The following is a 23,721-nucleotide window of genomic DNA, read 5'->3' on the forward strand; positions in this document are numbered from 1 at the left end:
CAAGTCCCATGGACGGGGTTTCGCCGCCCCGCGCTGCTTCCGCAATCCCGTAACTCCACCGCTACGGATTCGTCGTTGCGGACACTACGGGGGCACTGCTAGCGTCCCCGCTCCATCATGAAAACCTCCCTTCTCGTGGCGGCACTCGCCGCTCTCTCGCTCCCCGCTTTCGCCGCCGATCCGGCGGACGGCTGGGTTTCTCTTTTCGACGGCAAGACCCTCGACGGCTGGAAGGCCAGCGATCAGCCCGGCACCTTCCAGGTACAGAATGGCGACATCATCGTCTACGGCCTGCGCTCGCACCTCTTCTACGTCGGCGATATCCACAACCACGACTGGAAGAATTTCGAGGTCAAAGCCGACGTCATGACCCGCAAGGGCGCCAACTCCGGCTTCTATTTCCACACCGCGTGGCAGGAAGCTGGCTGGCCGGACAAGGGCTTCGAAGTGCAGGTCAACAACACCCACAAGGATCCAAAACGCACCGCCGGCCTCTACGACGTCATGGACAACTACGCCGCTCCCGCGCCGGACGACGAGTGGTTCACCCTCTACATCAAGGTCGAGGGCAAGCACGTCATCACCAAGGTGAACGACCGCGTGATCGTCGACTACACTGAACCGGAAGGTTACGAGCCGAAGCCGAATCACCCCGGCCGCAAGATCGACCACGGCACCTTCGCCCTCCAGGGTCACGACCCAGGCAGCGAAACCCATTTCAAGAATATCTTCGTCCACGCTCTGCCGTAAGGCGGACGCTGGCGAACCCAGTCGAAAAAGTTCTCGCAACGGGCCGTCTCCGATTTCGGAGACGGCCCGAAGCTTTTTTGCGTAGCCGGTTTGCGTACGAATTCGGACTGAAGTGCAGACCGGAGCTAGGTCGTGAGCTGGAGCCAGCCCGAAGGGCTGATGGACCGTGGCCGGGGGTAAGCGAGCTTGCGAGCGCCACCCCCGGAAACCTGCCCCTCCACAGGTTCCATCCCGGAGGGATGGCGGAAATGTTTCAGGATTGACGCCGGCCATGGGAAGAATCCAATTCCCGCCACGAAGGAGACATTTATGCCCGAAGCCAACGCCCATTTGTTGAAACGGTGGTTTGAAGAAGTCTGGAACCAATCCCGCGAAGCGGCGATCGATGAACTGGCCGCGCCGAACATGGTGGCGCATGGATTGCTCGATGCGAATGGAAAGCCCATCGATCGGATCGACAAGTTCAAGGTGTTCTGGCGCCAGTTCCGCGACGCGTTCCCGGATATGCACATTGAAGTGAACGAGGCGCTCGCCGACGGGGACAAACAGGTCGTCCGTTGCACTGTGCGCGCCACGCATACCGGCGGAGGCCTCGGGTTCGCCGCCACGAATAAGCCTATCATGTTCACCGGCACGGTGATCGCGCGCATCCAGGATGGCCGCATGGTCGAGGCGTGGGATAACTGGGACTTCCTCGGCCTCTACCAGCAGCTCGGCCTCACTCCGGCCGCCGCGGTGTAACGAGCCTATTCAAGGCTTCGGAGCCGCCGGCTTGGGAGGCGGCGGCACGTATTCGAGGGCGACCGGCGAGAATTCCTCCAGCTTCGGCGGTTCGGTGATCACGCCGCCCGTGGGCACCTCCCGCTTCGCCGTCCAGACGATGCCATTGAGGATGAAGCGTCGCAGGTCCTCGTTGCGCCAGTTCTTGTAGAAGTGCGGCATCACGATGCCGAAGCCCCGCCCGCCATCCTCGCGCTGCACGCACCAGGCGACGTTCTCCGGCTTGGGCGCCTCGGGAGGCAGCAGTGACGTGGCCAGGATGGTTACGTTTGCCGAGGGATGGTTGTCGTCCTTGCCGAAGTAGTTGTTGATGTACGGCTCGTCGTTGAGCGTGAACTCGTGCCAGCCGCGCGTGATGGGATGTTGCGGTGCGGCCGGCGTGATCGTCGCCGCGGGATAAATTCTCGCGATGGACTGGTGATGTTTGCACTTGGTCGCGAAATAACCGCCAAGCCAATGCAGGAGCGGATGCTCGCCATCGTCCACCACGTCTTCCGCCGCGAGACCCGTGGCGTAGTGCACACACACGATGCCGCAACCGCGCTTCATCATCTCACCGACATCGGCGAGATTTTGCGCGGCATTCGGAAGCCGATTGGGCGGAAATTGATCGCCGATGAACACGATCGTGGAAGCGGCGTCGCGCAATGCCTTGTCGGGCCATTCGTAGACCACGTCCGCCTGCACGCCGGGCACGTTGGTCATGTGCTCGACGCAGGATTTCATGAGCCGCCCGCCCGCGGCGACTTCATGCGAACCTGGCGGATGTTTGCTCGGCCCGACCACGATGAGCACATGCGTGGATTCGGCAGCGAAGAGGCCGGTGGCGAAAAAGAGCGGGGCAACGAGAGCGAAGACGCGGGCGATAGTTCTCATAGGGAGGAACGTGGGGTGAACGGCCGTCGAGTATGCCGGATTCACCCCGTTTCGCCCGGAAAAAATCGGGGCATGAGCCGAATCGGCCGCGCGGGCAGCGTGCCCTCTTCGGCGAGGCGTCGGACGATCATCGTGAGCCGCCGGGCGAAGGCCCCTGGGTCGATGGCGTAACGCGTGATGGTGGGGGTGGCCGATTGCAGGAAGGCGTCATTGTCGCGGGAGATGATGGCGATGTCCTGCGGGATGCGAATGCGCTGGCGGAGCAAGTGGGTGACGACCGTGAGCGTCGGACCGGGGCGGGCGACGATATAGGCCGTGGGCGGATCGACGGAGCGGTGCGTCGCGTCCAGCAGCCGGCGAATACCAGGGACGGTGCCGTCCTGCTCCAGCACGCGCGAAGTGATTGCGCGCCGCCAACTGGCGATGGCCTCGAGAAATCCGCGCCGACTTTCGGCGTCGCCGCCGTGAATACCCTTTGGCAGCAGGATCGCGAGGCTCCGGTGTCCCTTGCGCAAAAGCAGCGAGGTGGCATGCCGGCAGACGGCGCGATAGTTCGAGTCAATCGACGGTAGCGGAATTTCCGCTTTCGGTGTCCCCATCACAACGCAGCGGACACCGGACTGCACGAACCACCGGTGCACGGGGTCCAGCGTTCCCATGAGCAGCCACGCCGAGCTGGGATTGCCGCCCACCAGTTTTTCCAGGGCGCGCGCCGGGCGGGTGGAATAGCAGGCGGGATTCACGTGGAAATGCACGGCGTAGCCCGCTTCGGTGAGTCGCTCGCGCAAGGCGTCGAGTGAGAGCAACGCGAGTGGAATCAGACCCTGCGCGGGCGAGGGCGACAGCACGGCTATCACCTTCGGCGGACCTCCGCCACGAGGAATGTGGTGGCGTTTCCGGATGCGGGGGCGTTGTCGTGGCGAAACTTCGATCCAGCCATTCTGCCGCAATTCCTCCAGCGCGGCGCGCAGCGTGGGCCGGCTGACTTGCAGCCGCGCGCAGAGTTGACGCTCTCCCGGCAGCGCTCCTTTCCAGTGCCCGCTGCGGATGCCTTCCTCCAGGCTTAGTGCCGTCTGGGCGACCAGCGAAAGACGCTTGGGTGGCGTTGGGGGAGAAGGGGGCGAGCCAGGCATCTGGTCAGGAAATGTGACCAGAAGCTTACGATTGCCGCCCCTGGGGCGCCACGTGAAAGAATACCTCTCCGTCCGTTCTCCCCCCGTCTTTCCACTTTCCTATGTTTTCCCTCGCGATTTGTGCCCGCCTCGTGCGGATGGCCTTTCTCCCCGTTTTCCTGGCGAGCTCCCTTCCTCTCCCCTCCCGCGCGGGAACGCCACCCGCGAAACCCGAGGAGCAAGTCTTCTTCAGCTTCGACGACGAATCGTTGCCCTGGCGGGACAATCTGCATCTCACCCTCGTCGCACCCAGGAAATACGAGGGCAACCCCGTCCTGAAACGCGGGCCACAGGGTAGCGTGGATGGTAATGGAGCGCTGCTCTACGGCACGGTCATTCAGGACGGCGGGAAGTATCGCATGTGGTATATCGGGCAGCCCCAGCCCGATCCGAAATTTCCCGAAGACACGAACCCGCCCTACCGCCCGGTGTGCTATGCCGAAAGCCAGGACGGTATTCATTGGGACAAGCCGGCTCTCGGTCTCGTCAGCTTCTGCGGCCGCAAGGACAACAACATCGTTTCCATCGAGCCAGCCGATCATCCCTTCGCGCGGCCCGATGACTTCGTGAGCGTGCTGCGCGACGAAGGCGACCCAGATCCCGCGCGCCGCTACAAGATGGTCTACATCGCCTATCTGCCACAGGTGAAGCACAGCACCGCGGTGCGTTGTGTGAGCCCCGATGGCCTGCGCTGGAAACTTGCCAGCACCGACGAATTCACCAAGGGCCACTTTGAGAACACCTCGCTCATCAAGTTCAATGGCCTCTACTACGTTACCGGGCAGAATCTCGGCCGCGCCGGTGGCCATCGCCCGGATGGCATGGATGCCGGGCGGACGATGACCGCGTTTTTCTCGCCGGATTTCCAACACTGGTCGAATGGCCGTGCGCTCTGCTTCATCCGCAGTGGCTACGAGCAAAAGCCGGAGAGTCAGGGGCAGGAATTGCACATGGGTGCGGGCCTGTGGAATCGCGGCAATGTCGTGCTCGGTCTCTATGGGCGCTGGTACGGTGACCACATCGATACGACTCCGGAGAAGAAAAAGATCAGCTTCCTCTACGACTTGAAGATCGATCTCGGTTTCGTGGTGAGCAACGACGCCATTCACTACCGCGAACCGGTGCCGGATTTCGTGATGGTTGGGCCCGGCGCGGACGATGCGTGGGATGCCAGGGCCATCCTCCAGGCCCAGGCCTTTTGCAATACCGATACCGAGACCTATATCTGGTACACCCCGTGGAACACGCGCAACCCCGCGAAGGTCCCCCCGGTGCCCGCCCCGCAGCTTCCCGTGACGCATAACATCGGCCTGTTGACCTTGCGCCGCGATGGCTTCGGCTATCTCAGCAAACACGTCACCGATATCCCGGAGAAACCGTCGCCGTTTCTCCGCAAGGACACCGAGGCCAGCGTACTGAGCAAGCCGGTCACGCTGCCCTTCGCCTCGACGCTGATTCTGAATATCGACGGAGCATCGCCAGAAGCGCCTTTCCAGGTCTCGCTGGTCGATGACGGCGAACAACCCTTGCCGGGCTTTGCGCCGGTCAAGGTCGGCCAGAGTGGGATGCGCGTGCCGGTTTCGATCGGCGAGCACGGCATCCCGGCCGGGCTGAAGTTTCGGGTCAAGGTGCAGTGGCCCGGCGGATCGGCGAATCCCCGCTTCTACGCACTCTATTTCCAACCGCAATGATCCGTTCCGCATTGTTTTCTCCGCGCGCAGTCGCAGTACTGTTCCTCGCGTCGGTAAGCCTTCGGGCGGAAGTCCGCCTGCCAGCACTCTTCTCCGATCATATGGTGCTGCAGAGCCACGCGGCGGCGTCCATCTGGGGCTGGGCGGATTCCGGGGAGAAAGTGACGGTGAGTATCGCGGGCCAGACGCAAACGGCGACCGCCGGCACGGACGGAAAGTGGAGCGTGAAGCTGGCCCCGCTGACCGCGTCATCGCCAGAAACACTCACGGTGACCGGCCGAAATACGCTCACGGTGCACGATGTGTTGGTCGGCGAAGTATGGCTTTGCTCGGGGCAATCCAACATGGGCATTTCGGTGGGCCGCACGATCGGCGGCGAGGCGGCTGCGGCCGAGGCGAATTATCCGCAGATTCGTGTCTTCCTCGTCGGACAGGCCGGCTCGCTCGAACCACGCGACACCCTGTCCGGCAAATGGGAAGTCTGTTCGCCATCGGTGGCGGCGCGGAGTTCGGCGGTCGCGTTCTATTTTGCGCGCGGGCTTTTTCGGGAACTCAAGACCCCGATCGGCATCATCCATTCCGCGGTCGGTGGGACGCCGATCGAAAATTGGATCAGCCGCGAAGCGATCGATACCTTGCCAGGCTACCAAAAGCGGGTCGATGCCCGGTTGGCGTTGATGCGTTCGCAGGATGAGGACGCGAAAAAATTCCCCGCTGAGCGAGATCGTTGGGAGGAAGCGAATGGCGTGAAGCCGCCGCCGGATCAAGGCCTGGCCAAGGGGTGGGCCAAGCCGGATTTCGATGATCGCGATTGGAAGACCATCGCGCTTCCCGCGAAATGGGCCGACTCCATGGGCGTGAAGCAGGGCGGTGTCTTCTGGCTGCGCAAGGAAGTGACGTTGCCGGAAAGCGCGGCAGGCAAGCCAATCAATCTCTTACTGAATTACATGCATGAGCAATACGACACCACGTGGTTCAATGGCGTGGAAGTCGGACATACTGGAGATCAGCCGCCGTACTTTTATCTCGGTGCGCGCAGCTATCTGGTGCCGGGCAAATTGGTGAAGGCAGGCCGCAATGTGATCGCGGTACGGGTGGTCGCCGCCAATCCACGGGCGGACCTGATGGGCCGCGGCGCCCGGGGCGATTACAATTTGCCCGTCGATCAAAAGCTCGTCGGCAATCACTGGCGTTGCCAGATCGAGAGCCTGCTGCCGCCGCTGAGCGCCGTGGCATTGAAATCCCGTCCATGGGTGAACAACGCCGCGCTCTTCGACACGCCGGTCGTGCTTTTCAACGCGATGATTCATCCGCTCATTCCCTACGGACTGCGCGGCGTAGTGTGGTATCAGGGCGAATCCAATACCAGTCATCCCGCCGACTACGGCCGTCTCCTGCCGTTGATGATCGAGGATTGGCGTCACCGTTGGGCGCAGCAGTCGCTGCCTTTCTATTTCGTGCAGATCGCCAATTTCGGTGACCATCCGAAGGATCCCAATCAGCCGAGTGGTTGGGCAACGGTCCGCGAGGCTCAGGCGAAGACGGTGCAGACCGAACCGCACACCGGCATGGCGGTGATCATCGATGCCGATGACGGCGAAAACATGCATCCGCGTAACAAACTACCCGTCGGCGAACGGCTCACGCGGCTCGCGCTGGCCCGGACTTATGGCCGCTCGATCGAAGACACCGGTCCGACCTTCGACACGATGAAAGTGGAAGGCGATCACGTGCGCGTCCACTTCCTGCGTGCGGATGGGCTGACCAGCAAGGGCGGCGCGCCCAAGTGGTTCGCCATCGCGGGGGAGGATCACAAATTCGCCTGGGCCGAAGCCCGTATCGAAGGCGACAGCGTTGTCCTTTCCTCTTCCTCCGTCCCGCATCCCATCGCCGCACGCTATTGCTGGGCCGACAATCCCGCGGGCTGCAATCTCTACAACGCCACCGGTCTCCCCGCGGCTCCTTTCCGCACCGACGACTGGCCGTGAACACGACTCGTTTGAAATTTCCCATGTCTCTCTCTTCCATTCGTCATTTGTTATCGGTCTCTGCCATTGCGGCGGCTGCCCTATTGAGCGTCCAGGCCGCGGAGCCGAATGTCCCGCAGATCGGGTGCTTCATCAGCACCGGGGATAATCATTGGCTCGGCGAGTCGCTGCCCATTGATTCGCCCGCGGCGATCGAAGACAGCATGGCGCTGCTCGCCCGCCTCGGCGTGAAATGCGTATATTGGCGCGGATTGGAAGAGGCCACGTGGATGGAGACCATGACGAGCCGCCCGGAAAACTGCCGCTACGACTCGGCCTTTCACTGGTTTCATCAGCTCTACCGCGACGTGCATCCCGACAAACTCGCCGTCGAGGCCGCGCATCGCCATGGCATGGAAATCTGGGGTGTGGGGACGTTGGTCGATTGGCAGGGGCCCGGCGACACGCCAAACTTCAATGACTTCCCGAATGGCTTCGAGTCGCGTTTGCGCCTCGATCATCCCGAGTGGGTGCCGCGCGATCGCTCTGGTCTTTTGAAACAGTGCGGGCCGATCGAGTTTGCCTATCCCGAGGCGCGGAAAGCCCTCGTCGATCTACACATGAAGTTTGTCCGCCAGGATGGCTACGATGGGATGACGTTCGTCACTTACGCGGAGAACTATGGCATGCGTTTCCAGGATGAATTCGGCTTCAATGAGCCGATCGTGAAGGAGTTTAAAAAACGCCATGGGGTCGATCTGCTCACCCAGCCTTTCACTCGATCGGCCAGCCGCTTCGATTGGTACAATCTCCGCGGCGAATACCTCACGCAGTACCTGCGCGAACTGAAGTCGCAACTGCAGCACGATGGCAAGAAGCTGGGAATGATTCTCAATCCCTTCGAGCCGCGCTTCACCCAGCCGTGGAATGTGCCGCAGATCATGCTCACCGCCGGGCACATCACCGTCGATCTCGATACCTATGTGCGCGAGGGCATTGTCGATCACCTCATGGTCTGGGGTTATTGCAGTCCGCAGATTCAGAACAAAGCGGTGGACGACTGTCTGTGGCTCACGCGCGCGACGCCCTGCAAGGTGGCGGCGCTGACCTCGAGTCCTTTCGCGCCGCGTTGGAAACCGTTCCAGAAAAAGGGCGTCACGATCGCGATGTCGCTCGGCGATGACGCCTCCTATCTCGATCGCAGCAACATCCCTGAGCAACCGCTCGCCGCGCTGAGCAGCGATGATCCCGTGCTGCGCATGCGGGTGCTGGCCCAGATCATTTACGGCAAGACGAAAGCGACCACGGAGCAAGTGACGCCATTGTTGCACGATCACAATGTCATCGTGCGGCGTCTTGCATTGTCGGCGCTGGGAAAGCTCAAGGATCCCGCGGCAGTGCCGTCGATCGAGCAAGGCCTCGACGACGAGGAAAATGCCGTGCGTTGCGCGGCGGCCCTCGCCTTGCGCGATAACAATCGCCCGGAAAGCGCGGCGAAAATGCTCGGGGCCGTGGACATGCACGGTACGCATCCGTTGATGGAAATGGTCTTTCACACCATGCCGCGGATCAAACCGGCACCGCGTGAGGTGCTCGCCGAAGCGGCGAGTAAACATGCCAATCCGCTGGTGCGTTCCACGGCGATGCGTTCGCTTGTCTTCATGACCGATGTGAAGCTGTTGCCCGTTTTCGCCCAAGGTTTGCATGATTCCGATCGTTTCGTGCGTTTCGCCGCGGCGGAAGCGCTGGGCAATGTGCGTCACAGTACCGAGGCGGTGGAATTGCTCCTCCAGGCCTTGCAGCACGAAGATCCTACCGTCTCCGATCGCGCGGCGACCTCGCTCGCGGTGATTGTCGCCGCGCATTTTCCGGAGACCGATCCATTGCGTGCGCGGATCGTCACGGCCCTCGGCGAGCTTTACGCGAAGCTGGGCGATGGGTGCCAGCGCTCCGATGCGGAGTGGGGTTATCGTCCGGTGGGCAATGCGTTGCTCAAGATGGGCGCGGAGGGAGAGCAGATTCTCCAGCGTTTCATGGATCAGAAAAGCGATCGTCAGCTCGCCCTGGAGGCGTGGAAAACTCTGTGGATTCGCCAGGATTCGAAGACGTTCAGCGAAGTGACCGAGAAGGAAAATGAGGAGGCGTTTAGCCATCTGCCCGCGTGGCTGCGCCCGCCAGCGGCGGCAAAGTAACGAGGCAAGCTGCGGGTTTTCCCCGGAAAAACTCAGTATTTTCCCCCATTGTCAGCTTCGCGGGTAGGCGTAAAAGTGCGGGCCGTTCGAAAACACAGTGAATAGCGGCCTGCTCCATTCTAATTCGGTTAGCCCCAGCGAGGAAAACGTGGGGCGAAGGGAGGCGTTTGCCGCGAAGGCCCTGATGAAGCGCCGGCTATGTGTATTGATCGTCGAGGATTGCCCCGAGGACGCGCAACTGCTGCTCAACGAGCTGGAGCGCGAAGGGTTCGCGCCGGATTGGAAACGTGTGCAGACGGAGGAGGAGTATCTCGCCCATCTCGGGCCACACCTCGATCTCGTGCTTTCGGATCACACGCTGCCGGGTTTTTCCGCACCGCGCGCGTTGTCGCTGCTGCGGGCGCGCGGTCTGGAAGTGCCCTTCATCATTGTCTCCGGCACGATCGGTGAAGAAGTCGCCGTCACTGCCATGCGGCAGGGCGCCACGGATTATGTGCTGAAAGATCGCATGAAGCGCCTGGGCGCGGCGGTGGACCATGCCCTCGAGCAGGCCCGGTTGGCCCGGCAACGGCAGGAAGCCGAGGATGCGCTGCACTCCACGCATGCGCAATTGCGCCAGCTCCTGGATCACAGTCCCGCGGTGATCTATGCGCTCCGCTGCGAAGGGCAGAATTACACGCCTCATCTCGTTAGCGAAAATATCACGACACTGCTCGGATTCACCGTATCGGAGACTCTCCGTTCTGACTGGTGGCCGGGGCAGCTTCATGCGGAAGATCGTCAACGTGCCTTCGCCGGCATGGCCGAGATCCTGGTGAAAGGGACGAGCACTACGGAGTACCGCGTCCATCACAAGGACGGTAGCGTGCGGTGGGTGGAAGATAAGCGCCGCCTGGTCTGCGGCGCTTCAGGCGAGCCGAAGGAAATTGTCGGCATCTGGACGGACATCACCGAAAAGAAGCGCGCGGAGGAAGTGCTGGCCGGGGCCTTTGACCGGGAGCGGCAGGCCCGCCAGGCCGCCGGCACCCGCGACTTGATCGTCGGTGGTGTTAGCGTCGTCGCCATCTTTACGCTCGCGTATTGGCTGAAGATTTTCACCGGCCCACTCGAGCTGCTGGTCAAATACAAGGAGACGGCGCTGGACGATTTTTTCGGCACCCTGTTTGTCCTCAGCCCGCTGGTGTTTTGGTTCGGTTATCGGCGCTGGAAGGATTCCGGGGCGATCATCCTCGAACGGCAGGTGTGTACCCGCGATCGACGCATCATTTCCCAGGACTGGATCAGGAAGCTGCGGTCCAGCATCGCCAGGGAACTTTTTGGCTTGTTGATTCTCGGCGCCCTGATGGTCACCGTGTGTGACTACTTCGATGCTTTTGCCAAGCCTTTCACGCTGCTCTGGCGTTACCAGGATACGGTGATGGACGAATTGATCGGCACCATCGTCGTCCTGACGATTGCCGCCGTGCCCGCCGCGAGCCTCTTCGCTTACCGGCGTTGGTTCGATATCAAATCCGAGGCCGGTGAAGAACAGCGAACGAATCTCGCTTTGCAAACCTTGCTCACCGAGCTGGACCAGCGCGTGCAGCAGGGAGCCACTGACCTGGCCAAAACGAACGAAGCGCTGCGCATCAAAATCGCGGATCATAAGCGCAATGGCGATGTGCTGCGCGAATCGGAGCGCCGCTTCCGCGAAATGCTCGAGAACCTCGAGATGATCGCGGTGACGCTCGACAAAGACGGCACGGTCACTTTCTGCAATGACTACCTCCTGAAGGTCACCGGTTGGCGGCGCGAGGAAGTCATCGGGAGCAATTGGTTCACCCGGTACCTTCCGAATAATCCGGAGGCGAAAGCGCTGTTCCTCGAGACCGTCGAAACCGGTACGATCCCGCGGCATCAGGAAAATCCCATCCTCACCAAGAGCGGTGAGCTGCGCGAGATCGTCTGGAACAACACCATGCTTCGTGGTACCGCCGGCAATTTCATCGGCATGGCGAGCATCGGCCTGGACGAGACCGAGCGAAACCGGGCCGAGCACGCCTTACGCGACAGTGAGCGGCGTTTCCGCTCGTTCATGCAACATAGCCCCATTGCGGGTTGGGTTGTCGATGCGGATGGCCGGTTTTGTTACGTCAGCCCGGGCTACGATCGCCTGTTCAGTGCCGGTTCAGAGAGCGTCATCGGCAAATTGATCAGTGAAGTTTACCGTCCGGAAATTGCCGAACCATACCTGGCCAATAACGAAATCGTGCTGTGCGAGCGTCGGGTCCTGGAGACGGTGGAGATGGGCACGCGTGCCGATGGATCGATGGGCGAATTCATGGTGGTGAAATTCCCCATGGATGGCCCGGATGGAAAAGCTCTGGTCGGTGGCATCGCCCTGGACGTGACCGAGCGCAAGCAGCTCGAGCAACAATTCCTCCGTGCGCAGCGCATGGAAAGCATCGGCACCCTCGCCGGTGGCATCGCTCACGACCTGAATAATTCCCTCGGCCCCATCCTCATGTCGCTCGATGTGCTGCGGATGAAATTTCCCGATCCGGACAGCCGCGAATTGCTCGACCTCATCCAATCCAGTGCGCAGCGCAGCGCGGACATGGTCAGGCAGGTGCTCTCGTTCGGCCGCGGAATCGAGGGCCGCAAGATGGCGGTGCAGGTGAAGCATCTCCTCCGCGAGATCGAGAAAATCGTCAACGATACCTTCCTCAAGAACATCCAGATGAGAGCGGATTTTCCGCGCGACTTGTGGACCGTCGTGGGCGACCCCACGCAATTGCACCAGGTGCTGCTCAACCTGTGCGTAAATGCGCGGGACGCGATGCCGCAAGGCGGCCTGCTGTCGATCACCGCCGAGAACCTGACCCTCGATGCGCAATACGCGGCGCTTAATCCCGAGGCCAAGCCGGGGCGCTATGTGCTCATTCGCGTGGAGGACAGCGGCACCGGCATTCCGCCGGAAATCCTCGAGAAGATTTTCGATCCTTTCTTTACCACCAAGGAAGTCGGCAAGGGCACCGGGCTCGGCCTCTACACTTCGCTCGGGATCGTCAAGAGCCACGGCGGCTTTGTGCGTGTGAGCAGCGAGGTGAACCAGGGCACGCGCTTCCAGGTTTACCTGCCCGCGGATTCGGCCGAGGTCGCCGAAGCGGCCAGCTCCGAAACCACGCTGCCGCGTGGCGCGGGGGAGACGGTCCTCGTCGTCGACGACGAACGCATCGTGCGCGAGATTACGCGGCAGACGCTGGAGACCTTTGGCTATCGCGTCGTCCTCGCCTGCGATGGCGCCGAGGCCGTGGGCAAGATCGCGACGGACGGCAAAGACATTTCGGTGGTGGTGACGGATATCGCCATGCCGGTAATGGACGGCGCGGCGATGATCCAGGTGCTGCGCCGTTTCAGCCCGCACCTGCCCGTCATTGTCACCAGCGGCCAGGCCAGCAAAGAGCAGCTCGCGAAGATTGGTGGGCTCGAGGAGAAACACATCCTGGCGAAGCCGTACACCGCAGAGGAGCTGCTGAAGACGCTGAAGGCGGCGCTGGGCCAGGCGCGATAGGTGATTCGTGCTGAACGGTGATGGAAAACGAGGTCGGGCGGTAGGATTCTTAATCTTTAATCTTATTCGTTGATCCTTAATCCCTCATCTCCACCGACGAGGCAGAGGGATTAAGGAATAAGGATTAAAGATTATGATTAAGAGCGCCGCCTTGCGATGGCGGTGGGCGAAGAAATGTGGCAGAGAACCATTGGCAACGGCGGGGTCTCCAACGAGAATTCCCGTCGCCGAATCCATGTGCCTTCACTCTCCGTCTCAGAGCGCCCGCCGCCCTTGCCCGGCTTTTGCCCGATGAACGTTTCCGGGATCGCAGAAGCGCTGGCTCTGGGCACGCAGTTGCACCAATCGGGGCGGCTGGTGGAAGCGGAAAACTTGTATACCCAAGTCCTGGCCCGGGAACCCAATCATCCCGAGGCCAACCGGCTCCTCGGGATCATCGCCATGCAGACCGGGCATCTCGAGGCGGCGCGGCAACTCCTCGGGAAAGCGATCGCCGGGAATGACCAGCATGCGCTCGCGTATTCCAATCTCGGCGAGGTGTACCGTGCGCTGGGCCAGCCGCGGGAGGCGATTGAGGCTTTTCGTCGGGCGCTGCAAATCGGCCCGGTGTATGCAGAGGTACTCAGCAATTTGGGAATCGCGCTGGCGACGGTCGGTGAGACGACCGAGGCGATCTCCCGGTTTCGCGAAGCGCTCCAGATCCGGCCGGATTTTCCGGAGGCGCAAAATAATCTCGGCAACGCGCTTCAGCAGCAGGGCTCCCTGGCAGAGGCGGAGGAGTGCTACCGGGCGGCCTTGCGGCTGAGGCCGGATTTTCCCGACGCGTCCAACAATCTCGGTAACGTTCTCCTCGAAATGGGTCGTCCGGAGGAGGCGGTCGCGTGTCACCGTCGCGCGCTTGAATTGCGGCCCAGCTACCCAGGCGCCTGGAATAGCCTCGGGAATGCTTGCGGAGCGATCGGTGGGGTGGATGAGTCGGTCGCGGCTTACCGCGAGGCCATCCGTCTCGATCCGCGCTATGGCCAGGCTTATAGCAATCTGGCGGTGAAATTGTCCGGCCAGGGATTGGCCGAGGAAAGCCTGCGGTGCTTGAGAACAGCCGTGGACCTCCGGCCGAACGACCCGAGTTTGCTGAGCAATCTCATCTACGCACAACACTTCATGCGCGGCGTTTCGGCTGGCGAAATCGCGGAAGATTGGGCCCTGTGGAATCGCCGCTTTGGCCATCCGGAGGGTGCCTTCAGCAGTTACCCCAATCTCCCCGAACCCGATCGCCGGCTCCGCGTGGGATACGTGACGTCCGAATTTCGCGAGCACTCCCTGGGGCGATACCTGGTGCCACTGTTTCGATCCCACGACCATGGCCAGTTTGAGATCGTGTGCTTTTCGGATGTGGCGAAACCGGATGAGCTGACGACCTTTTTTCGGGAGCACAGCGATGCGTGGACCAGCATCGTGGGCATGTCGGACGCGGCGTTGGCCGAACTTGTTCGAGAAAAGAAAATCGATATCCTCGTCGACCTGCATCAGCACATGGGGAATAACCGCCTGCCGCTGTTCGCGCGGAAGCCCGCGCCGGTGCAGGTGAGTTTTGCGGGCTATCCGGCCAGCTCTGGACTGGAGGCGATCGGGTATCGGCTGAGTGATCGCTGGGTGGAGGGAATGGGCGAAGAAATGGCAGATGGCAAATGGCAAAATGCCCGTGGTGGGGCGGAGCGGGTTTTTCTACTCGATAGTTTTTGGTGCTATCAATCGGGTGGCGTCGATTTGCCATGCAACGCGCTGCCGGCTTTGCAACGGGGATACTTCACGTTTGGGAGCTTGAATAACTTCTGCAAGGTCAACGTAGAGACCCTCGTACTGTGGGCGAGGGTTTTGAATCATGTCCCGAATGCGAGGCTGGTATTGCTTTGCGAAGAGGGAAGCCAACGCCAGCGGACCTGGGATTTATTCGCGCGGCACGGAATTTCCGCCGAGCGCATTTCTTTCGCGGAACCGCGCGCGAGGACGGATTACCTGAAGCTCTATTACGACGTGGATATCGTGCTGGATACCTTTCCCTACAACGGCCACACGACGAGTCTGGATGCGCTGTGGATGGGCGTGCCGGTGGTGAGCCTGGTGGGTGAAGTGGCAGTGTCGCGCGCGGGGTTGAGCCAGTTGAACAATCTCGGGCTGCCGGAATGGGTCGCGCATACCGAGGACGAATATGTGGAAATCGCCACGCGACTCGCCGGTGACCTGACCCATTTGGCGGAAATGCGGGCAACGTTACGAGCACGGATGGAGGCTTCGGTGTTGATGGATGCCACCCATTTCACGCGCCAGATCGAGGAAGCTTACCGCGCGATGTGGCGGCAGTGGTGTGAAGAGAAGCGCGTTTCATGATGACCGTCCAACAGGCTTTCGAACTGGCGGTGCGTCACCAACTGGAAGGGCGGTTGGCCGAGGCTGCGGGCTTCTACCAGCAAATCCTGGCGGTGCAGCCGGGGCATGTGGAGACGCTGCATTGTTTTGCGGTGCTCCTGCACCACACGGGCCAGCGTGACCAGGCGTTGGCGCTCATTCAGCGTGCCCTGACTCTGGCCCCGAATTATGCCGCTGCGTACATGAATCTGGGCAATATGCTCAAGGATGGTGGCCGGCTGGACGAAGCGGTGGCGGCATATCATCGAGCGATCGCGCTGCACCCGGATTTTGCCGAGGCGTATCACAACCTGGGCAATACTCTCTGCGAAGCGGAAAGGGTGGAAGAGGCCGAGGCCGCCTGTCGCCGCGCGATCGAGATCCGGCCGGACCTGGCGGAAGGTTGGAACAACCTGGCGGCGGTGATGGCTGCGCAGGGCAGCCTCGAGGAGGCGGAAGCGGCCTACCGCAATTCGCTCGGGCTCCAGCCGAATCAACCCGCCGTCCAGAGCAGCTTGATCTACACGTTGCTGCTTCGTCCACGTTTGACGGACGCCGCGCTCGACGAGGAGCAGGCCCACTGGAACGAGCGTTTCGGTGGGCCGTCCAAACAATTCTTCCGCCCGCATGCCAACGATCGCGATCCTGCCCGGCGGTTGCGGATCGGCTATGTTTCCGCGGATTTTCGCGAGCACGTTATCGGGAAAAATCTCCTGCCGCTTTTCAAAAACCACGACCGGAGCCGTTTTGAGATTGCGTGCTTTTCCGGAGTCATCCGGCCGGACGGAATGACCGAAGCATTTCAGCAACACGCCGACCACTGGTGGAACACCGCGGCGATGGATGACGGAGCGCTGGCCGAACTGGTGCGAAGCGAGCGGGTCGATATTCTCGTCGACCTGTCGCAACACATTATCGCCAATCGGTTGCTTCTCTTCGCGCGCCAACCGGCGCCGGTGCAGGTGAGCTTTGCGGGTTATCCGGCGAGCACGGGGTTGGAGACGATCGGGTATCGGCTGAGTGATCGATGGCTGGAGGGGGCGGGGGAGAAAATGGCCGATGGCAAATGGCAGAGAGCCCGTGGCGGAACGGAGCGGGTATTTTTACTCGAAAGCTTTTGGTGTTATGAACCGGAGAGGACGGCGTTGCCGGTGAGTGAATTGCCTGCTCGTGTGGAAGGTGGGTTACGTTTGGAGCCCTGCATAATTTCTGCAAGGTGAACGAGCCGATGCTCAAGATCTGGGTGCGGGTGTTGCAGAATGTTCCGGGATCACGGCTCCTGTTGTTACGTGGCGGGGGAAATTATGCGGAGCGAACGCGGCAATTTTTCGAGCGATACGGGATTGACGCGGGACGTGTCGAATTCCTCGGTGTGCGGGCGCGCGGGGAGTATCTGAAGAACTATCATCGTGTGGATATGGTGCTGGATACCTTTCCGTACAATGGCCACACGACGAATCTCGATGCCCTGTGGATGGGTGTGCCGGTGGTGAGCCTGGCGGGTGAAACGGCGGTGTCGCGCGGGGGCTTGAGTCAGTTGAATAATCTCGGGTTGACGGAATTGGTCGCGCACTCGGAGGACGCGTATTTGGAGATCGCCACGCGACTCGCCGGAGACTTATCGCGCCTGGCGGAATTGCGCGCGACGCTGCGGTCGCGAATGGAAGCGTCGGTGTTGATGGATCCCACGCATTTCACGCATCAGATCGAAGAGGCCTATCGCGCGATGTGGCGGCAATGGTGCGTGGAAAGCACGGCGTCATGATGACGGTCCAGCAAGCTTTCGACCTGGCGTTGCAACATCACCAAGCGGGCCGTTTGGCGGAAGCGGAAGGGTTGTATCGGCAGATCCTCGCGGTGCAGCCGGATCATGCTCAAGCCCTGCATTTGTTGGGAGTGATTGCCTTGCAAATGGGGCAACACGAAGCGGCGGAGAATTTGCTGCGCCGGTCGATCGCGATGGCGCCGGACAATCCTGCCGCCCATTACGATCTCGGCAATGCGCTGAGATCGCGGAAGCGGCTGGAGGACGCGATCGCCGCGTACCGTCGCGCGATCGAGCTCCGGCCCGACTATGTCGAAGCGCTGCACAATCTCGGCGTGGCTTGCAAGGAAAGCGGACGGCTCGACGAAGCGATCGCCGCCTTTCAAGGGGCGCTGCGCCTCCAGCCGCAGTTGATGGTGGCGCATTACAATCTCGGCAACGCTTTGCGGGAACGAAAGCGGTATGGAGAAGCCATCGCCGCATATCGACAAGCGATCGCGCTTGGCCCCGACTATGTCGACGCGCATAACAATCTCGGGGTGGCGTGCAAGGAAGCCGGCCGGTTTGAGGAGGCCGTGGCGGCTTACCAGCGGGCGATCGAGTTGCAGCCGGATCATGCGGCGGCGCACAACAACCTGGGTGCGGCCTGGCGGGAACGCGGCGCACTCGATGAAGCGATCGTGGCGCAACGCCGGGCCATCGAACTCCGGCCGGATTTCGCGGAGGCCTACAACAATCTCGGCGTGGCCTGCAAAGAGCGCGGCCGTACCGATGAAGCGGTCGCGGCGTTTCGCCGGTCGATCGAGCTCCAGCCGGATTTTGCCGAGACGCACAATAACCTCGGTAACACCCTGCAGGAATGCGGGCGGGCCGATGAAGCGATCGCGGCCTATCGGCGGGCGCTGGCTTTGCAGCCCGAGTATGCGGCGGCGGCCAATAATCTCGCCAGCACGTTGCGCAGCGTGGGCCTGTTGGACGAAGCGACGGCGGCCATTCGGCGGGCGCTCGAGCTTCAGCCTGCGCTTTCGGATATCCGCAATAACCTCGGGAATATTCTCAAGGATCAGGGCGATGTTGAAGGGGCCATCGGGGCCTACCGCGAGGCGCTGCAATTGGAGCCGGTTCACCCGGCGACCTGGCAGAATCTCATTTACTCGCTGCTCTATCAGCCGGGTGGTGACGAAACGACGATCGTCCGCGAGCAGGAGCGATGGAGCGCGACGCTCTGCGCGCCATTTCGGCCGGCCAGACCGTCGTATCCGAACGCGCGCGACCCGGAACGCAAATTACGCGTGGGTTATGTATCGCCGGAATATCGCGACCACGTGACGGGCCGGAATTTGATCCCGCTCTTTCGCTGCCATGATCATCAGCAATTCGACTTCGTGTATTACTCGGGCGTGTTTCGGGAGGATTGGTTGACCGGCGAATTTCGGCAGGCGGCCGATGCGTGGACCAGCACGGTGGGCGTGTCGGACGAGGCGCTGGCGACGATGATTCGCAAGGACGAGGTGGACATCCTGGTGGACCTGACGCAGCACATGGGCGGTAATCGGCTCGGGGCGTTTGCGCGGAGACCGGCCCCGGTGCAGGTCAGCTTTGCCGGGTATCCGGCCAGCGCGGGGTTGGAGACGATTGGGTATCGGCTGAGTGATCGGTGGGTGGAAGGAGAGGGGGAGAAAATGGCAGATGGCAAATGGCAGAGAGCCCGTGGTGGAACAGAGCGGGTGTTTTTGCTCGATAGCTTTTGGTGTTACGACCCGTGTGGTGTGGAGGTGCCGGTGAATGCGTTGCCGGCACGGGAGAGTGGGAGGTTGACTTTTGGGTGTTTGAATAACTTCTGTAAGGTCAATGAGCCGTTGTTGCGCCTTTGGGCGCGGGTACTCGTGGCGGTGAAGGATGCGCGACTGGTGCTGTCGAGTCCGCGTGGCAGTCATCGGCAGCGGACGCTGGATTTTCTGGAGCGCGCAGGCGTGGCGCCGCGGAGGGTCGAGTTTGTGGAACCGTGTCCGCGGCGGGCGTATCTGGAGTTGTACCATCAGCTCGATGTGGTGCTGGATACCTTTCCTTACAATGGCCACACGACGAGCCTGGATGCACTGTGGATGGGCGTGCCGGTGGTGAGCCTGGCGGGGAAGCCGGCGGTGTCTCGCGCGGGATTGAGCCAGTTGAGCAATCTCGGCCTGCCGGAATTAGTCGCGCATTCGGAGGACGAGTATGTGGCGGTTGCCGCGCGGTTGGCCGGCGCCTCACCGCGCCTGGCGGAATTGCGCTCCACACTACGTACGCGGATGGAAGGCTCGGTGTTGATGGACGGGGCTCACCTTGCCCGACAAATGGAGGAGGCCTATCGCGCGATGTGGCAACTGTGGTGTGCGGAAAACTCCCTCTCGCGATGACCGGGTAACAACTGGACGTTCATTCGCCGCCAGTGATCATTGTCGGCGCGGCGCCGGCCGGTCGAAGCCAGTAATTGGCCCGAAATTTTTGCGCCCCAAGGAAGGCTGGCCGGGGAATCAGATGCAAATCGGTTGCACGAGAGAGGCTGGGCTTTTTCCGTGGGTAGCTACCCTCCGGGGCGTTGGCACGGATGAAGCTTTAAAGAGGTTCACCATGAACTCACTCTCCGCCCTGAACGTGAAGATCTATGCCGATGGCGCCGATAAGGCGGGTATGCTGGACCTTTATCGCAATCCGCTCATCCAGGGGATGACGACGAACCCGACGCTGATGAAAAAGGCGGGGATCACAGATTACGAGGCCTTTGCCAAGGATGTGCTGGAGACGGTGAAGTCGAAGCCGATTTCGTTTGAGGTGTTTGCCGATGATTTCAAGGAGATGCGCCGGCAGGCGCTGCGCATCCGCGAGTGGCAGGAGAACGTGTATGTGAAGATCCCGGTGATGAACCCTGCCGGGGAGTCGTCGGTGGATCTGATCAGTGACCTCTCGAAGCAGGGAGTGAAGCTGAATGTGACGGCGATTTTGACCGAACGGCAGATCGAGCAGGTGGCGGCGGCGCTCGAGCCGAGCGTGCCCTCGGTGGTGTCGGTGTTTGCCGGCCGCATTGCGGATACGGGCCGTGACCCGATGCCGGTGATGCGCGTGGCGCACGAGATCCTGAGCAGCCATCCGAAGGCGGAATTGCTGTGGGCGAGCGTGCGCGAGGTCTACAATATCTTCCAGGCCGAGGAGGCCCGGGTGCACATCGTGACGGTGCCGCATGACATTCTGCACAAGGCGATCAGCATGTGCGGCAAGGACTTGAACGCGCTCTCGCTGGACACGGTGCAGATGTTCGATCGCGACGCTAAGGCCGCGGGCTTCACGCTGGCCACCGGCTCGCAGGAACTGGCGGAGATGGTGGCTGCGGCGATGAGGTGCGCGGCTTGAAAGAATGAAGAATGACGAATGCGGAAGGCCGGAGGTCGGCTGACTACAGGACGCTTTCGTTTCAGGCGGTGGAAAGAAGGAAAAACGTAGAGACGCAGAGGAAAAGACCTCATTTCAGCCGTCGTCATTCGTCGTTTTGAGGTTCGGCGTAAGCCCTACTGCGCCGCGGGCTTGAGTGCGGGCGTGTTGAGCTTGTCGCGCAGTTCCTGGAATTGCTTTTGGTTCGGGCGCAAGCGCAGGGCGGTCTCGATTTCGGCGCGAGCGGCGTCGAGGTGATTGTCCTCCGCGTAGACGCGGGCGAGCAGGTAGTGGATCTTCGCGTCATCGGGCTCAGTCTGGAGCGCGGTCTTGAAGAAGGTCGCGGCGACGGACCAGCGCTTTTCTTCCATGGCAAGGACCCCGAGGTTGTTCAGGGTGCCGGTGTGCAGCGGGGAGATCTGGAGCGCCAGGCGATAGAAGCTCTTCGCCCGGGTGCGGTCGGCGATCTTCGTGCGCTCGTCGTTGGAAGGCTGATCGGCGCGGGCAAGCCAGAGGTTGCCGAGGGCGAAGTCGATGTCGGCGTTGTTGGAGACGTAAGCGTAGGCGGTTTCGAGATTGCGCTGGGCACGATCGAGGGCGCCGGCGGCTTCGGGAAAATGGCCGCGCCCTTGTTCGATTTGCGCCGCAGTGGTGGCACGGATGCCCGCCTTGTAATAATCGAGTGACCAGAGGCCGATTTCGTGGCGTGGGATGGAGACGAACCACCCGGCGCCGGCGCAGAGCGCCACGTAAATTCCAGCCTGGAGCCAATGGCCCGAGACGAGGTCTTGCCAGAAGATCCAGAGCCCGGCGGCGCCGAGGATCATGAGTCCGGGCACGGCGGCGATGCGGTAGCGCTCGGTGATGAAAACCGGCATGAGGGCGCACAGGTGCAGAAGCACGGCAGCGGCGACCCAGCCGGCCCTGGGGAATCGCCACAAGGTGGGGATGAGCGCGGCCAGGCCGAGGGCGGCGATGATGCCGAACTTCAGGCCGGGGGGCAAGACGCCATCGTCGCGCAGGAGCTTAATGATACTGAGGTCGTCGTATTGGTAAGCGTTCCAGAAGTTCGCAAACTTGGCGCCCATGAGTTTCAACCACGCGTGAAAATGGGTGGAGATGTAGGCTTTGGCCTGCGTGGACCAGTATTTGGATACCTCAGAACGGGTCAGCTTCCGGCCGGCCGCGGTTTCAGCCAGGGTAATGGAGTCCTTGAGAAGACCTTCCTGAGTAGCGCGGATGCCCGGCGGCATTTTCGGGTAGCCGGTGGCGACGGGGTTGTTGCCGATCCAGAAATTGATGCCGCTGTGGGCGGAGAGCATCACTGGTTCGTGGGCGATGAAGTAATTGTGGATCCAGGCCGGCGAGGCGCCGATGAAGAGTCCGGCGACCAGCATGGCGACGGCCGCGCCGATCTTGGGCAGGCGCACCTTGAATGGTCGACCGATATCCACGCTGCGAAAGATGGCCACGATGAGCAGCGGGACCGCGAAAAGAATCGTGGCGACGAGCATGGCGATGAAGCCGCAGAAGATCCCGAGGAAGAGCCACGGCTTCCACCACGAGGCGGCGCGCGTTTTCACTGCGTACCACAGGCACAGGTAGTAGGCGAAGACTTGCCAGACGGTGGGCATCATGACTACGGAGAAGGCTTGCGCGGGAGTGAAGAACGTCCAGGCCAATGCCGCACCGATGCCGATAAAATCAGGCGTCCGCGGCGATACGTCGCTTTTGCCGTCGCGATTCAGGGCGGAAAAGACTTCGCGCGAAATCTGCCACAGCAGGACGGCAATTCCGGCATCGAGCAGTGCTTGAATGAGCCCGACGCTGAAGGGATTGAAGCCGCCGATGGTGAAGATGAGCGCCAGGCAATAGGCATAACCGGGCAGACCGTAAAAGGCCTGGTGATCTGTCCATTGGCCGTGGGCAATACGCAGCGCCCAATCGGTGTAAAACTTCATGTCGTCGCCTTCCGGGAGGAAGTTCAGCGAGTCCGAGAAACGAATGAGGATGACGAGCCGGACGGCGAAGGTGAGGAGGAACAGCCAGATGCCAACGGAGAGGCGATTTTGGGGGCTCTGGGAGGGCGTGGAAGAGGGGTTCAAGTATTATTTTTATTAACGGACCTAATGATGGCTCTACAGAGTGCGCCGAGGGGTTGCTGCGTAGCGTCCCTCGCTATTTCTAAGTAATATTTTTCCCCGAAACAGGGCTTACGTGGCACCACGAATGCTTTATTAGGGGTATCAATAAAATGCGGAGTAATCCGCGAGTCACAGAAAAAGAACCGAAATCATTCATAATCCTATGTTGCAGAAACTGAATAAAAATCGCGCGGGCTTCACGCTCGTGGAAATCATGATCGTGGTCGCCATTATCGCCATGCTTGCGGCGATCGCGGTGCCGAACTTCCTGCGCGCCCGTAAGCGTTCGCAGGCCACCCGCATGCTGGAAGACCTCCGCATCATCGATTCGGCCATCGACCAGTACGCGATCGAAAATAACAAGTCCTCTGGCCAGACCGTGGCGTGGTTGGACATCCAGAACTACCTGAAGAAGGGTTCCGTGCTCTATAATTCGGGCGGTGCTGACCTGTTCGGCTACCTCTACAGCAGCGGATCCTTCTCGGTCGACAACCTGCCGAAGCTCAATTCCAACAGTTTTGGCAAGCTGTCCGACGTGGCCCCGAGCGACTTCTGGTCGCCCTTTTATCCCTGAACCCCTAGCTTAGCCTAAACTCTTCTTCTTCAGCCGCCCCCTGTTCGCAGGCGGGCGGCTGAATGCTTTTTGAGGCAGCCGTTTGAAAGCAGGCTTTCACGTCGCCTGATGGGAAACGCATTCGATTCCGGGACAGTGCCGGCGGGGCCCTCTCTATAGTATATAGAGAGGCAGAATCAGAGATCTGCGCTTCAACTCGCGCCGCAATACGTAAAAATAAGGTCAAGATTCAGAGGGGAAGCGTGACGATGGCATGGCAAAGCTGGTTCTTGGATCCTCCGAAAAACCAGCGAATTCGCAATATTGCGTCGCAAATGTGCTAGTAACGATACGTTTGCTTCGTCGACGTGCGATTAATTTTTGGTTTTTGTGCCCAGTGGGAAAATACGTGTCTGCACGTGGATCCTACTCTGAAATTTGCGGTGAAACGCCTGTTGTACAAG

At 61.1% G+C, this 23,721-nt stretch carries 15 protein-coding genes; 12 read left to right on the top strand and 3 right to left on the bottom strand.

Annotation, left to right across the window (positions count from 1 at the left end; translation table 11 throughout):
* Positions 1 to 117: 117 nt before the first annotated feature.
* Both CFE428DRAFT_RS24040 and CFE428DRAFT_RS24045 read left to right on the top strand, forming a co-directional pair.
* Positions 118 to 750 carry a 3-keto-disaccharide hydrolase gene (locus CFE428DRAFT_RS24040; RefSeq protein ID WP_006982271.1) on the top strand — a complete coding sequence of 211 codons (633 nt, stop codon included), beginning with the start codon at positions 118 to 120 and terminating at the stop codon, positions 748 to 750.
* A gap of 309 nt (positions 751 to 1,059) precedes the next feature.
* The gene (locus tag CFE428DRAFT_RS24045) at positions 1,060 to 1,491 is read left to right on the top strand and encodes an ester cyclase (protein WP_006982272.1); all 432 of its coding nucleotides are present in this window, start codon (positions 1,060 to 1,062) and stop codon (positions 1,489 to 1,491) included.
* A gap of 9 nt (positions 1,492 to 1,500) precedes the next feature.
* Here the strand turns inward: CFE428DRAFT_RS24045 and CFE428DRAFT_RS24050 are convergent, their stop codons facing one another.
* Both CFE428DRAFT_RS24050 and CFE428DRAFT_RS24055 read right to left on the bottom strand, forming a co-directional pair.
* Positions 1,501 to 2,406: a ThuA domain-containing protein gene (locus CFE428DRAFT_RS24050; RefSeq protein WP_006982273.1), complete on the bottom strand. Its 906-nt coding sequence runs from the start codon at positions 2,404 to 2,406 to the stop codon at positions 1,501 to 1,503.
* A gap of 41 nt (positions 2,407 to 2,447) precedes the next feature.
* Positions 2,448 to 3,539 carry a substrate-binding domain-containing protein gene (locus CFE428DRAFT_RS24055; protein WP_006982274.1) on the bottom strand — a complete coding sequence of 364 codons (1,092 nt, stop codon included), beginning with the start codon at positions 3,537 to 3,539 and terminating at the stop codon, positions 2,448 to 2,450.
* A gap of 101 nt (positions 3,540 to 3,640) precedes the next feature.
* Between CFE428DRAFT_RS24055 and CFE428DRAFT_RS24060 the strand changes: the two genes are divergently transcribed.
* The 9 genes from CFE428DRAFT_RS24060 (at position 3,641) to CFE428DRAFT_RS24095 (ending at position 20,542) form a co-directional block, all read left to right on the top strand.
* Positions 3,641 to 5,269, top strand: coding sequence for a glycoside hydrolase family protein (locus tag CFE428DRAFT_RS24060; protein ID WP_006982275.1), 1,629 nt, complete (start codon positions 3,641 to 3,643; stop codon positions 5,267 to 5,269).
* The gene (locus CFE428DRAFT_RS24065; RefSeq protein WP_042725689.1) at positions 5,266 to 7,257 is read left to right on the top strand and encodes a sialate O-acetylesterase; all 1,992 of its coding nucleotides are present in this window, start codon (positions 5,266 to 5,268) and stop codon (positions 7,255 to 7,257) included. Before CFE428DRAFT_RS24060 ends, CFE428DRAFT_RS24065 begins: the two co-directional genes overlap by 4 nt.
* Before the next feature lie 23 nt (positions 7,258 to 7,280).
* The gene (locus CFE428DRAFT_RS24070; RefSeq protein WP_006982277.1) at positions 7,281 to 9,428 is read left to right on the top strand and encodes a HEAT repeat domain-containing protein; all 2,148 of its coding nucleotides are present in this window, start codon (positions 7,281 to 7,283) and stop codon (positions 9,426 to 9,428) included.
* 184 nt (positions 9,429 to 9,612) lie between these two features.
* The gene (locus CFE428DRAFT_RS34375) at positions 9,613 to 12,981 is read left to right on the top strand and encodes a PAS domain S-box protein (protein WP_083805315.1); all 3,369 of its coding nucleotides are present in this window, start codon (positions 9,613 to 9,615) and stop codon (positions 12,979 to 12,981) included.
* 291 nt (positions 12,982 to 13,272) lie between these two features.
* On the top strand, positions 13,273 to 15,369 hold the full coding sequence (locus tag CFE428DRAFT_RS24080) for an O-linked N-acetylglucosamine transferase, SPINDLY family protein (protein ID WP_131989382.1): 2,097 nt from the start codon (positions 13,273 to 13,275) through the stop codon (positions 15,367 to 15,369).
* Positions 15,366 to 16,607 (top strand): O-linked N-acetylglucosamine transferase, SPINDLY family protein, encoded by a 1,242-nt coding sequence (locus CFE428DRAFT_RS24085; protein WP_006982280.1) that lies wholly within the window; start codon positions 15,366 to 15,368, stop codon positions 16,605 to 16,607. The genes CFE428DRAFT_RS24080 and CFE428DRAFT_RS24085 overlap by 4 nt, the downstream gene beginning before the upstream one ends.
* On the top strand, positions 16,604 to 17,152 hold the full coding sequence (locus CFE428DRAFT_RS40025) for an O-linked N-acetylglucosamine transferase family protein (protein ID WP_049975742.1): 549 nt from the start codon (positions 16,604 to 16,606) through the stop codon (positions 17,150 to 17,152). Before CFE428DRAFT_RS24085 ends, CFE428DRAFT_RS40025 begins: the two co-directional genes overlap by 4 nt.
* Positions 17,149 to 19,551, top strand: coding sequence for a tetratricopeptide repeat protein (locus tag CFE428DRAFT_RS24090; RefSeq protein ID WP_131989384.1), 2,403 nt, complete (start codon positions 17,149 to 17,151; stop codon positions 19,549 to 19,551). The genes CFE428DRAFT_RS40025 and CFE428DRAFT_RS24090 overlap by 4 nt, the downstream gene beginning before the upstream one ends.
* Before the next feature lie 214 nt (positions 19,552 to 19,765).
* On the top strand, positions 19,766 to 20,542 hold the full coding sequence (locus CFE428DRAFT_RS24095; protein ID WP_006982283.1) for a transaldolase: 777 nt from the start codon (positions 19,766 to 19,768) through the stop codon (positions 20,540 to 20,542).
* 155 nt (positions 20,543 to 20,697) lie between these two features.
* Here CFE428DRAFT_RS24095 and CFE428DRAFT_RS24100 read toward each other — a convergent pair whose 3' ends face one another.
* Positions 20,698 to 22,665: a tetratricopeptide repeat protein gene (locus CFE428DRAFT_RS24100; protein ID WP_006982284.1), complete on the bottom strand. Its 1,968-nt coding sequence runs from the start codon at positions 22,663 to 22,665 to the stop codon at positions 20,698 to 20,700.
* A 202-nt stretch (positions 22,666 to 22,867) separates the two neighbouring features.
* On the opposite strand from CFE428DRAFT_RS24100, the gene CFE428DRAFT_RS34385 reads away from it, so the two are divergent.
* Positions 22,868 to 23,278: a type II secretion system protein gene (locus tag CFE428DRAFT_RS34385; protein ID WP_006982285.1), complete on the top strand. Its 411-nt coding sequence runs from the start codon at positions 22,868 to 22,870 to the stop codon at positions 23,276 to 23,278.
* Positions 23,279 to 23,721 lie beyond the last annotated feature (443 nt).

It is taken from the genome of Chthoniobacter flavus Ellin428, assembly GCF_000173075.1.
Taxonomy (GTDB): Bacteria; Verrucomicrobiota; Verrucomicrobiia; order Chthoniobacterales; family Chthoniobacteraceae; genus Chthoniobacter; species Chthoniobacter flavus.